15 protein-coding genes are annotated in these 14,134 nt (G+C 67.4%); 8 read left to right on the top strand and 7 right to left on the bottom strand.

The genetic code is table 11. The features are described 5' to 3' along the window. Nucleotides 1–105: 105 nt before the first annotated feature. Nucleotides 106–1,479, bottom strand: a complete 1,374-nt coding sequence (locus CAG31_RS14650; RefSeq protein ID WP_139831408.1) for an MFS transporter — start codon at nt 1,477–1,479, stop codon at nt 106–108. A gap of 101 nt (nt 1,480–1,580) precedes the next feature. Here CAG31_RS14650 and CAG31_RS14645 point away from each other — a divergent pair, with 101 nt between their 5' ends. From CAG31_RS14645 to CAG31_RS14630, 4 genes are all read left to right on the top strand, one after another. After that, nucleotides 1,581–2,507: a LysR family transcriptional regulator gene (locus tag CAG31_RS14645; protein WP_170930036.1), complete on the top strand. Its 927-nt coding sequence runs from the start codon at nt 1,581–1,583 to the stop codon at nt 2,505–2,507. Nucleotides 2,508–2,661: 154 nt separating this feature from the next. Further along, complete coding sequence (gene gstA / locus CAG31_RS14640; RefSeq protein ID WP_085582283.1) at nt 2,662–3,273, top strand: glutathione transferase GstA; 612 nt, start codon at nt 2,662–2,664, stop codon at nt 3,271–3,273. Nucleotides 3,274–3,335: 62 nt separating this feature from the next. Continuing rightward, nucleotides 3,336–3,707 (top strand): Rid family hydrolase, encoded by a 372-nt coding sequence (locus tag CAG31_RS14635; protein WP_085582281.1) that lies wholly within the window; start codon nt 3,336–3,338, stop codon nt 3,705–3,707. After that, the gene (locus tag CAG31_RS14630) at nt 3,697–4,110 is read left to right on the top strand and encodes a nuclear transport factor 2 family protein (RefSeq protein WP_085582279.1); all 414 of its coding nucleotides are present in this window, start codon (nt 3,697–3,699) and stop codon (nt 4,108–4,110) included. Before CAG31_RS14635 ends, CAG31_RS14630 begins: the two co-directional genes overlap by 11 nt. A gap of 28 nt (nt 4,111–4,138) precedes the next feature. Here CAG31_RS14630 and CAG31_RS14625 read toward each other — a convergent pair whose 3' ends face one another. Both CAG31_RS14625 and CAG31_RS14620 read right to left on the bottom strand, forming a co-directional pair. Continuing rightward, on the bottom strand, nt 4,139–4,828 hold the full coding sequence (locus CAG31_RS14625) for an alpha/beta hydrolase (RefSeq protein ID WP_085582277.1): 690 nt from the start codon (nt 4,826–4,828) through the stop codon (nt 4,139–4,141). Nucleotides 4,829–4,925: 97 nt separating this feature from the next. Beyond that, a complete protein-coding gene (locus CAG31_RS14620; RefSeq protein ID WP_085582276.1) occupies nt 4,926–5,861 on the bottom strand; it encodes a phosphatase in 936 nt (311 codons plus the stop codon). Nucleotides 5,862–6,160: 299 nt separating this feature from the next. Here CAG31_RS14620 and CAG31_RS14615 point away from each other — a divergent pair, with 299 nt between their 5' ends. From CAG31_RS14615 to CAG31_RS14605, 3 genes are all read left to right on the top strand, one after another. After that, nucleotides 6,161–6,655, top strand: coding sequence for a PaaI family thioesterase (locus tag CAG31_RS14615; RefSeq protein ID WP_085582274.1), 495 nt, complete (start codon nt 6,161–6,163; stop codon nt 6,653–6,655). A 204-nt stretch (nt 6,656–6,859) separates the two neighbouring features. Beyond that, a complete protein-coding gene (locus CAG31_RS14610) occupies nt 6,860–8,161 on the top strand; it encodes an OmpP1/FadL family transporter (protein ID WP_085582272.1) in 1,302 nt (433 codons plus the stop codon). Between the two features lie 45 nt (nt 8,162–8,206). Further along, on the top strand, nt 8,207–8,869 hold the full coding sequence (locus tag CAG31_RS14605) for a glutathione S-transferase family protein (RefSeq protein WP_085582270.1): 663 nt from the start codon (nt 8,207–8,209) through the stop codon (nt 8,867–8,869). Nucleotides 8,870–8,875: 6 nt separating this feature from the next. Here the strand turns inward: CAG31_RS14605 and CAG31_RS14600 are convergent, their stop codons facing one another. The 4 genes from CAG31_RS14600 to CAG31_RS14585 are packed head-to-tail and all read right to left on the bottom strand — an operon-like array spanning nt 8,876 to nt 13,087. Beyond that, nucleotides 8,876–9,994 (bottom strand): agmatine/peptidylarginine deiminase, encoded by a 1,119-nt coding sequence (locus CAG31_RS14600; RefSeq protein ID WP_085582268.1) that lies wholly within the window; start codon nt 9,992–9,994, stop codon nt 8,876–8,878. Between the two features lie 23 nt (nt 9,995–10,017). Next, complete coding sequence (locus tag CAG31_RS14595) at nt 10,018–11,121, bottom strand: extracellular solute-binding protein (protein WP_085582266.1); 1,104 nt, start codon at nt 11,119–11,121, stop codon at nt 10,018–10,020. A gap of 1 nt (nt 11,122) precedes the next feature. Next, complete coding sequence (aguB, locus tag CAG31_RS14590) at nt 11,123–12,031, bottom strand: N-carbamoylputrescine amidase (protein WP_085582264.1); 909 nt, start codon at nt 12,029–12,031, stop codon at nt 11,123–11,125. A 3-nt stretch (nt 12,032–12,034) separates the two neighbouring features. Continuing rightward, nucleotides 12,035–13,087 carry an agmatine/peptidylarginine deiminase gene (locus CAG31_RS14585; protein WP_085582262.1) on the bottom strand — a complete coding sequence of 351 codons (1,053 nt, stop codon included), beginning with the start codon at nt 13,085–13,087 and terminating at the stop codon, nt 12,035–12,037. 138 nt (nt 13,088–13,225) lie between these two features. On the opposite strand from CAG31_RS14585, the gene CAG31_RS14580 reads away from it, so the two are divergent. Then, nucleotides 13,226–14,101, top strand: coding sequence for a LysR substrate-binding domain-containing protein (locus CAG31_RS14580; protein ID WP_085582260.1), 876 nt, complete (start codon nt 13,226–13,228; stop codon nt 14,099–14,101). The last annotated feature ends 33 nt before the right edge of the window (nt 14,102–14,134 follow it).

Genomic DNA, 14,134 nt, shown 5'->3' with positions numbered 1-14,134 from the left:
CTGACCCGTTAACCGCAACGTTGCCGTCGCCTGCCTGAAACCTTCGGGGCAGGCGGCGCGACGTTGTTTCATTGCAATACCCTCCGGCGCGCCTCGGCTCGCCGGTCAGCATTCACTCACCGTGTCGACTTCCACGGTGTACAAGCGCAACACCGTCAACAGCCCCGCCGCCAGAAACGCCAGGGCGATGATCGACAACGCCGCACCCGCCCGGCCCGGCCCGTCCAGGGTGGCCCCGAGCAGGGCGATGCCGGTCACTCCGCCGCACTGGCGCGCGGCGTTGAGCACCCCGGAGCCGACCCCGACCTTGCCGCTGGGCACACTGGCCAGGCACGCGCCGACGATCACCGGCAAGGTCGCGCCGCCGAGGCCGATCAACAGCCCGCCGAGCGCCAGGCCGATCCGGTCCATTCCGTACAGCGCCAGAGACGCCGCCCCGAGCGATCCGCAGAGCATCCCCGCCGCCCCGACGCTGCGCGCGCCGAAGGCATTGGACAGGCGCCCGGACAGGCTGGCCATCACGCCGGTCGCGACGGTCATCGGGATCATCGCCACACCGACCTCCACCGGCGTGCGGCCCTGGGCCTGCAACGCGAACGGCAGCGCGAACAGGCTGCCGTAGTAGGCCAGGGTCTGCAGGAAGCCGGCGCCGATGGCGGCGGAGAATGTCCGGGACGCGAACAGGTTGAGCGGCAACATCGGTTCCGGCCGGCGCTGCTGCGACAGGATGAAGGCGACGGCCGACACCAGCGCCGCCAGCAGCGCACCGGCCACCCAACGGGTGCCCCAGCCCAGCACCGGCCCTTCGATCAGGGCGAACACCAGCGACACCAGCGCCAGCGCCGACAGCAGTTGCCCCGGCCAGTCGAGCGAACGCGGCTGCACGCTCAGGCGGCTGGGGCGCATCGCGCAGCCCGCCAGGGCAATCAGGCAGAACGGCACGTTCAGAAAGAAGATCGAACGCCAGTCGAACAGCTCCACCAGCGCGCCGCCCAACAAGGGCCCGGCGACCAGCGCGGTGGCCGAGATCCCGCCCCACAACGCCACTGCCTTGGCGCGCCGTCCCGTATCCGGGTAGGCCTCGACCAGCAAGGCCATGGAGCTGGGCAGCATCAACGCCGCGCCGATGCCCTGCACGGCCCGGGCGGCGATCAGCGCCGCCACCCCTTGCGCCAGGCCGCAGGCCACCGACGACAAGGTGAACACCAGCAACGCCGACATGAACACGCGCCAGGCCCCCAGCCGGTCGCTCAGCGCACCGGCGGACAGCAGCAGGCTGGCGAACACCAGGGTGTAGGCCCCGGCGATCCATTGCAGGCGGTCCATGCCCGCCGCCAGGTCACGGCCGATGCTCGGCAGCGCCACGTTGAGCGCGGTGACATCCAACGCAACCATGAACGAACTCAAGGCCACGCTCACCAGCACCGGGACTGCCGAGGCGGGGCCGACCGTCACTTCCATTGACCGGGTTTTGTGCACTTTGCGACACCTCACTGTGTATTCGGGAACCGATCCTGAGGCTGCGCAGACCCTTCGTAAAATTAGAAATCGATTACCCGAACATAAGAGGAGCTACTGAAATGATGAACCTGATGCATTGGCGCCTGCTGGTCGCCGTGGCCGACGCCGAGAACGTTTCCCGCGCCGCCGAGCGGTACGGCATCACCCAGTCCGGGGCCAGCCAGGCCCTGACCCAAATGGAAGAGGCCCTGGGGGTCAAAGTGTTCGTGCGTGACCGCCGACAGACCAGCGCCACCGCCATCGGTCAGCAAATCATCGACCGCGCCCGGCGCATGCTGGCCGAGTTCGAGTCGATCCAGAACCTGGTGGACGCTTCGCGCGGTTGCCATCTGGGGCGGATCAAGCTGGCCAGTTTCCCTTCCGTGTTCGCCAACCTGCTGCCGCCGTTGCTGCAGAGCTTCAGCCGGCTGCACCCGGGCATCGAGATCGTGTCGCTGGAAGGCACGGACGAAGAGGTCGAGCAGTGGCTGGCCAACAGCAGCGTCGACCTGGGCGTGGTGATGAACCCCTGCCCTTCGCGCGGCGCGGTGCTGCTGGGGCGCGACTCCTGGGTGGCGGCCGTGCCGGCGACCCACGACCTGGCCCGCCGGTCCTCGGCCAGCACCGTGGCGCTCAAGGACCTGGTGGACGAACCCTTCATCCTCGCGACCGGCGGCTGCCACCTCAACGGCCAGTCGCTGGTCGAGCGCGAGGGCCTGAAGCTCAAGGACATCAAGATCAGCGTGCGCGACTGGACCACGGCGTTCGCGCTGATCAGCGAAGGCATGGGCATCTCCATCGTGCCGGCCTCGACCCTGCCGGTGGACCGCCGCGGCATGCGGGTCTTCGAACTGAGCAAGCCGATCTACCGCGAGTTCGGCCTGGTCTGCTCGCCGTCCGGCGAACGCACCCCTTCGGCCCAGGCGTTCCTCAACGAGATCCGCAAGTCGACCCTGGCCAGCAACATCCCGATGACGGTTCGCAGTACGGAAGCGAAAGTCGCCTGAACGACCATAAGGGCACCTAATGATGGGTGCATAGGATCGTAATTTTACCGAACGATGACATGCCACCACTATGTCTGGAACAAGGTTCACAGCCGTTCCGGAGCCGGAACGGCCACACGCCCGGGCAACCGTTGCCCGCCTATGAGGAGAGACCATGAAACTGTACTTTGCCCCGATGACTTGCTCCCTGTCGCCTCACATCGTGCTGCGCGAACTGGGCCTGCCGTTCGAGCTGATCCGGGTCAACAACAAGACCAAGGACACCGCCGACGGCCGCGATTTCCGTGACATCAACCCCAAGGGCTACGTCGCGGCCCTGGTGCTGGACAACGGCGAAGTGCTGACCGAAGGCCCGGCGATCGTCCAGTACCTGGCGGACCTGGTGCCCGGCAACACGCTGGCGCCGGCCAACGGCACCTGGGCGCGCACCCGCCTGCAGGAACTGCTGAACTTCATCACCTCGGAAATCCACGGCGGCAGCGCCCCGCTGTTCAACGGCGACCTGCCGGAACCGGTCAAGGAAATCTTCCGCCAGAAGCTGTTCAAGCGCCTGGACTACCTCAACCGCGGACTGGTGAACAAGGACTACCTGCTGGGCGCCTTCGGCCTGGCCGACGCCTACCTGTTCACCGTGCTCAAGTGGCTGCCGTTCTTCAACATCGACATCAAGAACTGGACGGAACTGGCGTCGTTCATGAACCGGATCGAGGCGCGCCCGAGCGTGCAGGCCGCCATCGCCGCCGAAGAGGCCACCCAACCGGTCTGACCGCGCACCACGGAGGCCGGCCGACGCCGGCTTCCGCCCCCTTCAACCTGGATGAAGCTCCCATGCACAATATTGAACGCGTCCCAAGCGGCCACGCAGGGCGTAGCCGTTCCAGCGCATACGCCGACCTCGTCTGGACCGTGGCGACCTCGCCGGACACCGCCCTGGACATTGCCGGCCAGACCGAACAGGCACTGGCGGCCCTGAGCGCCAACCTCGAACAACTCGGATCGCACCCTTCGCGGATGCTGTCGGCCCAGGTGCTGCTGGCGGACATGCGCGACAAGCCCCTCGTCGACGGACTCTGGGCCCGCTGGCTCGGCGAGGATCCGCAGCACTGGCCACAGCGGGCCTGCTACGGCGTGGACCTGGGCGGCAAACTGCTCATTGAAATCATCGTGACGGCGGCACGGAGATCAGGCGATGGCGCATAACGATCAGATCGACCTGGTGATCCGCACCTGCGACGCCCAGCGCAGCGCCGCCATGCTCGGCGGCCATCTGGACATTTTCAGCCACCTGTTCCACCCCGACCTGACGTACATCCACGCCAGCGGCGCCGTCGACGACCTCAAGAGCTATCTGGGGAAATGCCGCGCCAAGCAATTCGTCTATCACGCCCTCACCCACCAGATCGACAAGGTGACCCGGGTCGGCGAACTTGCCATCGCGTTCGGCGAACTGGACGCCACGGTCACCTCGTGCGGCGTCAGGAAGCACCTGCACAACCGCACGCTCACGGCATGGCAAAAGACCGGCGAGCAGTGGCAACTGCTGGTCTACCAGGCGACGCCCCTCGCGCCGCCGGCCGTCGCCGAAGACCCCGAGGCCGGCTGACCGCCCGAGGGCCTTTTGCCGCCGGCACTCAGCCCGCGCTGGCCGCCTCGTCGATCAGGGCGGCCACCTCGGCGGCCCGCGACGCCAGCGAAGCATGGCTGGCGTCCAGCGTGATGACCTTCCTGGCCCCGAGCCGGGACGACATGAACGCCTGATTGTCCGGATGGATCATGCGGTCCTGGCTGGAAATCTGATACCAGGACGGCTTGCTGCGCCACGCCGGCACGCTGATCGCATCGCCGAAGGTGCTGGCCACCGGCGCCTTCTGGGTGACGGCCATGACCAGCCCTTCCTCGGCGCTCAGATCCTGGCAGAAGCTCTCGTGGAACATGTCGGCCTTGAGCCACAGGTAGCCGTCGCTGTCCGGCGCCAGGTTCGGCGCGGCGGCGGGCAGGTGCTGCTGGGTCAGGCCGCCGGGGCTCTCGCCGGCATCCGGCGCGAACGCGGCGATGTAGACCAGGCCGACGACATTCGGCGGGTTGCCCGCCTCGGTGATCACCGCGCCGCCGTAGGAGTGGCCGACCAGCAGCACCGGCCCGCTCTGCTGCGCGATCATCTTGCGGGTGCGCTCGGCGTCGTCGGCCAGCGAGGTCAGCGGCATCTCCACCGCGTGAAGGTCCGTGTAGCCCTTGCGTGCGAGCTCGATGATGACCTTGCCCCAGTGCGCAGCGCCGCCCCAGAACCCGTGCACCAGAATGATCGTCGGTTTGTTGCCCATGGTCGTGCTCCTCTCTTCACCCGCGTGATGTCGGAAAGATCAACAGCCGATGGAGTATGGAGCCGTTGCGCCGATCCGGCCATTGCCGCCTGCGCGGTCAGTGGCGGGACATCAGGCCGTGCAGCACGCCCAGGCGCAGGCCGGGTTCCGACGGCATCATCCGCGCGATGCCGAACACCTTGAAGGCGGCCAACATCACCGCCAGCCCGCCGGGCAGGATGCCGTGCCGATGGGGCTGCAGCCCGGCCAGCTTCAGTTGGCGCACGTTCTTGACCTCCAGCAGGCGCAGCGACAGCCGCAGCAAACCGCCGTAGGTGATGCCGCCCAAACCGTCGTCGTTGAGCCGGTTGGCCTTGAGCACCTTGGCCAGCATGCGCGCGGTGCCCGACGAGCCGATGGTCTGCTGCCAACCCTGGGCCCGGTAGCGCCGGGCGACCTTCTCGAACTGCAGGATCGCCACCCGCTCGGCCTCCAGCAGCGCCGCCGCAGACAGCTCGCCCCCGCTGAAGTAACGGGCGCCCAGGGTGCCGCTGCCGACCGCGATGCTTTCGGTGAGCAAGGGCCGGGTGCCCTGCCCCAGGATCAGTTCGGTGGAGCCGCCGCCGATGTCCACCACCAGGCGCATGTCCTCGGCGCAAGGGATGGCGTGCGCGACGCCGGCATACACCAGCCGGGCCTCTTCGTGCCCGGAGATGACATCGATCGGGAACCCCAGGTGGCGCTCGGCGCTGGCCAGGAACAGCGGCGCGTTGTCCGCCTCGCGCACGGCGCTGGTGGCCACCGCCCGCACCCGGCCGGCCTCGAAGCCGCGCAGTTTCTTGCCGAACCGGGCCAAGGCCTGCCAACCGCGGTCCAGGGCCATCTCGTCCAGCGCGCCGCCGTCGAACCCCTCGGCCAGGCGCACCGGCTCGCGCAGGGTCTTGACCTCCTGAATGACGAATCCCCGGCTGTGCCGGAGCGACTGCCCGATCATCATGCGAAACGCATTCGAACCCAGGTCGATGGCGGCGAACAGGGAGGCGTCTTCTTTCATGGAGGGATCCTTCAGGGCACCCGGCGCGGGATGCGCAAACCGGTTTGCGCGCAGTGTGCCCCGGGATCGATGACAGCCTGATGACGCGGGCAGGCTGCCGGTCGGGCAACGTCTGTCATGACGCTGTCATTTTCAGGCCGCCATACTGAACCCACTACCTCGCGTGCTCTTCACTTCGCTGCCGACCTGGCGGCTTTTTTTTGCCTGCCGTCGCAGCCTGTGCGACGGCGGATCGTCCTTGTGCGCGGATCAGGGTTAGAATCGCCCGGTTCGACACTCACGTTAAGGAAGATCGAGGCATGTCCACCCCCGGCATTTCCCTGCAAGACACCGCGGCACCGGAAGGCGTCTGCTACGGCTGCGGCGGCCGCAACCCCCACGGGCTGCACGTCAAGAGTTTCTGGCACGAAGACGGCGTGCACGTCATGGCCGAGCACCTGCCCGAGGCCAAGTACTGCGGCTGGCCGGAACTGGTGTACGGCGGGCTGCTCGCGATGCTGGTGGACTGCCACTCCAACTGGACGGCCATGGCCTACCATTACCGCAACGAGCGGCGCGACCCCGGCAGCCTGCCGCGCATCGATTGCGTCACCGGCAACCTGGGCCTCAAGTTCATCAAGCCGACGCCGATGGGCGTGCCCCTGACGCTCAAGGCCCGGGTGGAAGGCGACGTCGGGCGCAAGACCCGCGTCATCTGCGAGGTCTACGCCGGCGACACCCTGACCGCCGTCGGCGATTCGGTGTTCGTGCGGGTGGACACCGGTCAGCTCGCCGACGCTGCCCACGGCCGCTGAGCCCGCCGCGCCGGCCTGCGCATGCGCCGATTCCTTCGTTCACCGGGTGAGGAAACCCATACAGATCGCAGCGTAGTCCAGGCACCGGGGTTGTCAGACGGGCACGCCGCCGACGGCGCGGCTCGACAACCCGGCCGCAGGGTCTACCTTTACCTGACCGTTTGAACGCCACCGATGGCGCACCGGCGCCACGAGGAACGATGCATGCATGGAACCCGAGTGTGCGGTGCTCCGGCGTCCTGCCTCTGTGCCCTGCCCTGGCTGTTCGGCCTCCTGGCCACGGACGCCGTCGCCGGCGGCATCCTGATCTACGAAGCCGGCCAGGAAGGCAACGGTCTGGCCAACGCCGGGGCCGCCGCGCTGGCCAGCGACCCGAGCGTGCTGATGAGCAACCCCGCCGGGATCACTGAGCTTGCCGGCACCCAGATCAGCGCCAACGCCCAAGTGATACTCGGCGACCTGTCCTTCTCCCGCGACAGCCGCAACGGCTTCGACGGCAACGAAGGCGGCAATGCGCTGCAATGGCTGCCGGGCGCGAGCTTCTTCGTCAGCCACCAGCTCGACGACCGCTCGGCCATCGGCTTCGGCATGTACGGCAACTTCGGCCTGGCCCTGGACTACGACGATGACTGGGCCGGGCGCTATTTCACCCAGGAAGCGGCGGTGATCGGCGTGTCGTTCCAGCCCACCGTCGCCCACCGTTTCACCGACCGGCTCTCGGTGGGCATCGGCCCGCGCATCGTGTACGGCTACTACCGCACCGAAATGGCCATCGACAACAACCTGCTCGGCCTGGCGGACCGGCCCGACGGCCAACTGGAATACAAGGACACCGACGTCGGCACGGGGGTCAACCTGGGCCTGCTCTACACGCTCGACGAGCGCACCCGGATCGGCCTGGCCTACACCAGCAAGGTGCGGCTGGAGTTCAAGGACAAGCCCCATGTGCGCAACGTCAGCAACCCGATCATCAACGCCGCCCTGCGCCGTCTGGATGTCGACGACCTGGAACTGGACATGAACGTGCCGCAGACCGTGCTGCTGAGCGTGGCCCATGACCTGACCCCGCAATGGAAACTGCTGGGCAGCCTTGGCTGGCAGGACTGGAGCGACTTCGGCAACATCGGCGTGGAGGTCGACAGCGACGCCGGCGGCGTCGACCGCACCGTGGACAGGCACTACAAGGACACCTGGCACGCCTCCGTCGGCGCGCAGTACCAGGCCACCCGCCAATGGCGCTGGAACATGGGCCTGGGCTACGACAGCTCGGCCGTGGACGACAAGGACCGCACCGTCGACAACCCGATGGGCGACACCTGGCGGCTGGCGACCGGGGTGAACTATCAGGTCGACGAAGGCCTGGACGTGCACCTGGCCTACACCCTGGTCTGGCTCGGCGACATGGACGACGAACAGACCAAGCGGCGTTCCGGCACGACCCTGTCCGGCACCTTCAAGGACAGTGCCCTGCACATCATCGGCGGCGGCGCGACCTGGCGGTTCTGAGCCGCCGTACGGCAAGACCGGCGCGTTGCCCCAAGGAGTCCGACCATGCCCCTGACCCTCTACTACCATCCGTTGTCGTCGTACTGCCACAAGGTGCTGATCGCGCTCTACGAGCACGGCACCGCGTTCGAAAGGCGCATCATCGACCTGTCCGACCCGGCGGATCGGGCCGAACTGCAGGCGCTGTGGCCGCTGACCAAGTTCCCGGTGATCCGCGACCACGACCGCCAGCGCGACGTGCCGGAGTCGAGCGTGATCATCGAGTACCTGGATCACGTTCACCGCACAGGGCCGCGCCTGATTCCCGACGGCTGGGAGGCGGCCCTTGAGGTGCGCCTGTGGGACCGCTTCTTTGATCAGTACGTGCAGACGCCCGTGCAGCAGATCGTCGGCGACCGTATACAGAACCGCAACGGCGACCTGAGCGCCCAGCGCAGCCTGCTGAACACGGCATACGGCATGCTCGAACGGCAACTGGCGCCCGGCGCCTGGGTCGCCGGCCCGGACTTCAGCCTGGCCGATTGCGCCGCCGCGCCGGCGCTGTTCTATGCCAGCACGCTGGTGGCGTTCCCTGCGCAGCACCGCCGGCTCGGCGACTACTTCGAGCGGCTGGTGCAGCGCCCCTCCGTGCGCCAGGTGCTGGAAGAAGCCAAACCATGGTTCGACTTCTATCCGTTCGCCGAGGCGATACCCCCGCGCTTTCGCTGACACGGGTCAGGCCGGCTGGTGACTGGTCACGCAGTGGATGCCGCCGCCCCCGGCGGCGATGGCGTCGATGTTGAGCTGCACCACCTCGCGCTCCGGATACAGCTGCCTGAGCAGGTCCAGGGCCTGCTTGTCGGCCGCCTTGTCGCCGAATTCCGGGGCGATGACCGCGCCGTTGATCACGAAATAGTTGATGTAACCGGCGGCGAAGTCCGGGTTGCCCTTATTGAACTTGCTGCTGCGCGGGTTGAGCGGCGGCGACATGGTGTGGATCTGCAGCGGCCGGCCGTCGGCATCGGTGGCCTTCTTGAGGATCTCCAGGTGCGCCAGGGTAACCTTGTGGTCGTACGACTGCGGGTCGGTGTCGAGGTTGGCGATCACCACGCCGGGCTTGACGAAGCGCGCATAGAAATCGACGTGGGCATCGGTGATGTCCTTGCCCTTGATGCCCGGCAGCCAGATGATCTTGCGCAGCCCCAGGCGCGCCTTCAGTTCCGCCTCGACCTCGGCGCGGCTCCAGCCGGGGTTGCGGTTGGCGTTGACCCAGCAGCTCTCCGTCATGATCGCGGTGCCGTGGCCGTCCACCTCGATACCGCCGCCCTCGCCCACCAGTTCGCTGCGGATGTAGGTCGCCTGGGCCTCGTCGGCGACCCGCCGGGCGATCTTCGCGTCCTTGGCGTGCTGCTGCTTGTTGCCCCAGCCGCTGAAGTTGAAGTCCACGGCGCCCAGTCCGTTCTTGTCGTCGACGACGAAGTTGGCGCTGATGTCGCGCATCCAGATGTCGTCCAGGGCCGCCGTCACGTAGGTGACGTTGGAGGTGCCGCAGAACTCCTCGGCCAGGCTGCGTTCGCCCGGGCGGCAATAGACCGTCAGCGGTTCGTAGCGGGCGATGGTGCGGGCGATGCGGCCGAGGGCCTCTTGCACGTCCTCGGTGAAGTCTTCCCAGATCGCGTCCTGGGCGCCGAAGGCGATGAAGGCCCGTTCGTGCCGCTCGCCTTCGTCGGGCATGAACCAGCGGCCGTCGGCGGCGGCCAGCACAACGGAGGACGGCAGGCCGAGACCGGCCAAGGCGACGCCGGCACCGGCGACGACGGAAACCTGTTTGATGAACTCGCGACGAGTCGGCATGGGGCTGTTCCTGATGAATGGAGTTACGGAGCGGTGGCGGTCTTGAATTTGGTCCAGGTACGCATGCGGGCGCGCATGTCGGCCTGGGGGATGTCCTTGCCCGGGATCAGACGGGCGTAGGTCGCGTCGTCGAGGTAGATGTCCGGGTTGTTGCGCATCGCCGCGTCCACACTGGGCCGAGCCTTGGCGTTGGAAGTCGGGTAGCCGGTGAAATTGCTGATGGCGGCCATGTTCTCCGGACGCATCACGAAATTGATGAACGCGTAGGCGTACTCCGGGTGCTTGGCGTCCACCGGGATGGCCATGGTGTCCATCCACACCGTGGTGCCTTCGCGGGGCACGCGGTACTGGAAGGTGTTGGCCTTGCCGGCGGTGTCGGCGGTGCGCTGGGCCTGGGTCATGTCGCCGCTGTAGCCCAGCGACAGGCACAGGTTGCCGTTGACCAGGTCGGTCACCGGCTGCGACTGGAACTTGCGGATGTGCGGCCGCAGCTTGAGCAACAGATCGCTGGCCGCCGCCAGGTCTTCGCGTTTGGCGCTGCGCGGATCGCGGCCCAGGTAGTTGAGCACCACCGCCAGCACCTCGTCGGGCGAGTCGATCATCGAGATCCCGCAGTCGGCGAACTTGCCGGCCAGCTCCGGCTTGAACAGCATGTCCAGGCTGTTGACCGGCGCATCGGGCATGCGCTGCCGGATCTGCTGCTCGTTGTAGGTCAGGCCGATGGTGCCCCAGGTGTAGGGCACCGTAGCCTTGTTCGAATGCTCGTAGCGGCTGCGCAGTTTCTGCAGGCCGGGCTCGACGTCCCCCATCGCGGTGATTTTCGACGGATCCAGCGGCAGCAGGCTGCCGGCGCGCATCAGGCGCTCGGCCACGGTGTCGCCGGGGAAGATCAGGTCGTAGCCGCTGCCGCCGGCCAGCATCTTGGCCTCCAGGGTTTCGCTGCCGTCCATCACATCGTAGATCACCTTGATCCCGGTCTCGGCGGTGAACCGGCTCAGGGTGTCTTCGGCGAAATAGTCGGCCCAGTTGTACAGGCGCAGGGTCTTGTCTTCGGCGTGGGCCGCCGGCAGCGCGCAGGCCAACGTCAGGCACAGCGCGGCGGGCAACCATTGGGTGAGTGCAGGCATATCAGACTCCTTGAGGATTCCAGCGTGCGTGAAGGTGACGGCCGTCCTGGCTGAGCAACGCGCCGTACATCTCCGGACGGCGGTCGCGGTAGATCCCCCAGCTCAAGCGCTCTTCGCGCATGGCCGCAAGATCCAGCGTCTGCACCAGCACGCCGGTGCTGTCGCGGTCGGCCTCGGCCAGCAGCTTGCCCTTGTGGTCGCTGATGAACGACGAGCCGTAAAAGCTCATTTGCAGGTCCGCATCGGTGGTCGCGGTTTCCCGGCCCACCCGGTTGGAGGCCACCACCGGCAGCAGGTTGGCGGCGGCGTGGCCGCGCATGGTCATCTGCCAGTGGTCGCGCGAATCCAGGTCCGCGCAGCCGGGCTCCGAGCCGATGGCGGTCGGGAACAGCAGCACCTCGGCCCCCATCAGAGCCAGGCTGCGGGCGGTCTCCGGGAACCACTGGTCCCAGCAGATGCCCACGCCGAGGCGGCCGAACGCGGTGTCCCAGACCCGGAAACCGGTGTCGCCGGGGCTGAAGTATTCCTTCTCCTGATAGCCGATGGCGTTGGGGATGTGGGTCTTGCGGTACACGCCCAGCAAGCGCCCGTCGGCATCGGCCACGCTCAGGGAATTGAAGTACGCGTTGCCGGCCTTCTCGTACCAGCTCAGCGGCAGCACCACGCCCAGCTCCCGGGCCAGGGCGGCGAACCGCGCAAGGACGCGGCTGTCGCGGTACTCCTCGGCCAGCGCCATGTGCTCATGGCGCTGTTCGATGCAGAAGTACGGCGTGGCGAACAGCTCCTGCAGCAGGATGACCTGCGCCCCCTGGGCCGCCGCCTCGCGCACCAGGCGTTCGGCGCGGTCAAGGTTGGCGGCGAGGTCCCAGCTGCACGGCATTTGCGTGGCGGCGATCGTCAGCGTCGTCATGGCTCAACCCTCCAACGGCCAGGCCGGCTGCTGCTGGGTGATGCAGTGCACCCCGCCGCCGCCGTGGGCCAGACGGTTGATGCGCACCGGCACCACTTCGCGGCCGGGGAACGCCCGGGCCAGGGTCTGCGCCGCCACATCGTCGGCCGCGATGCCGTAGGCCGGCATGATCACCGCGCCGTTGGCGAGGTAGAAGTTGGTGTACGAAGCGCAGAACACTTCGGCCTCGGGATCCACGGCTTCGCTGGCTTCGAACAGTTCGATCAGCTCGAACTTGCGGCCCTTCGCGTCGGTGGCCAGCTCCAGCGCACGGCGGTTCTCCCGCGCCACTTCGGCGTAGACCGAGCTGTGGTCATGGGTCGCGTCCACCAGCAGAACGCCAGGCCGGGCGAAGGCGCACACGCCATCCACGTGGCCGTCGGTCATGTCGCCGGTCACGTAGTCCGGATCCCCCGGCAGCCAGATGGTTTTGGTCACGCCCAGCAGACGGGCGAAGATCTCTTCCATCTCGGCCTTGCTCACGCCGGGGTTGCGGTTGGGGTTGAGCAGCACCGATTCGGTGGTGATCAACGTGCCCTCGCCGTCCACATGGATCGCGCCGCCCTCGTTGCTCAGCGGCGTGCCGAAGCACTCGCCGCCCAGATGGTTGAGCACGCGCCGGGCCAGGCTTTCGTCCAGGTCGTGGGCCGACTTGCCGCCCCAGGCGTTGAACCGCCAGCTCACCCCGGCCAACCCGTGCTGCGGGTGGCAGACGAAGCTCGGGCCGGAGTCGCGGCACCAGCTGTCGTTGACCGCCAGCGGGATCAGTTCGATGTTCGGCCCGCACAGGGCCTGGGCGCTGGCGACTGCGGAAGGATCGACCACCATCTTCACCGGCTCGAAGCGGGCGATGGCGTTGGCCACCCCAGCGAAATCCTCCTGCACCTGGGCCAGCGTCACGCGCCAGCCCGACTCCCACAGCGCCTGGTTGTGCGGCCAGACCATCCACGTCGCCGCGTGGGGCACCCACTCCGCCGGCATCGTCCAACCGCTGTTGTTGTGTTTGTTCAGTTGCATGGTAAAAAGCCCTTTGTGTTAAGCCATTGTGTTCAGTGAAAAACAGCCTTGGCGGTGATGGCGTGAATGCTAATGGCGCCTTCAAGGGCAAACAAACGATGGATTTAGCGGACAACTGATTAGAGGAACTTATCGATCATGCTCAAACACTGGCCACCGCTCAGCGCTCTGCGTGGCTTCGAAGCGGCCGCCCGGCTGGGCAGTTTCCACAAGGCGGCCGACGAGCTGAGCCTCACCCAGTCGGCCATCAGCCAGCAGATCCGCAGCCTGGAGGCGTACCTGGAGCAGCCACTGTTCTTCCGCGCCGGGCGCAGCGTCAGCCTGACCGACGCCGGCCACGACCTGCTCAGCACCACCCAGGCGATGCTCCAGCAACTGGCGATGGGCATCCGCCGTCTGGGGCAGTACCAGAAGCCCAACCAACTGGTGCTCAACACCACGCCGGCCTTCGCCCGGCACTGGCTGCTGCCGCGCCTGGGGGATTTCCGCCGGCGCCATCCGCAGGTGGACCTGTGGATCTTCAGCACCGACGAAGTGCCGGACATGACCACCCAGACCATCGACCTGGCGGTGCGCGACGACATCAGCGCCCAGGCCGAGTGCAGCTTCCGGGTGCTGCACGCCGACCGCCTGTTCCCGGCCTGCCACCCGAGCCTTTTGGACGTGCCGCCGGCGCAGCGCACCACCCTGCACGGCGAGCGGGAGATGGACTGGAGCCACTGGGCGGTGGAGTCCGGCATCGACGTCGGCCAGCAGGCCCAGGGGCTGAACTTTTCCGATCCCGGCCTGCTGCTGGACGCCGCGTGCGGCGGCCTCGGCATCGCCCTGGTCAGCCGTCTGCTCAGCCGCCAGGCCCAGGCCAACGGGCTGTTGCAGCCCTTGGTGGAGGACACCATCCGCGGACCGAACTGGGCCCTGCTCACCCACCGCGACAGCGAAAGCTATCCCCTGGCCCGCAGCTTCACCGAATGGCTGCTGGCGCAACTGGCCGAACCCGAGCCTGCGCCGGCGTAAAAAAAAGGGCGGCCAAACGGCCGCCCGAAGCGT

It is taken from the genome of Pseudomonas sp. R25(2017) (assembly GCF_002112565.1).
Taxonomy (GTDB): domain Bacteria; phylum Pseudomonadota; class Gammaproteobacteria; order Pseudomonadales; family Pseudomonadaceae; genus Aquipseudomonas; species Aquipseudomonas ekonensis.
This window is presented reverse-complemented; position numbering and strand designations above follow the sequence as displayed.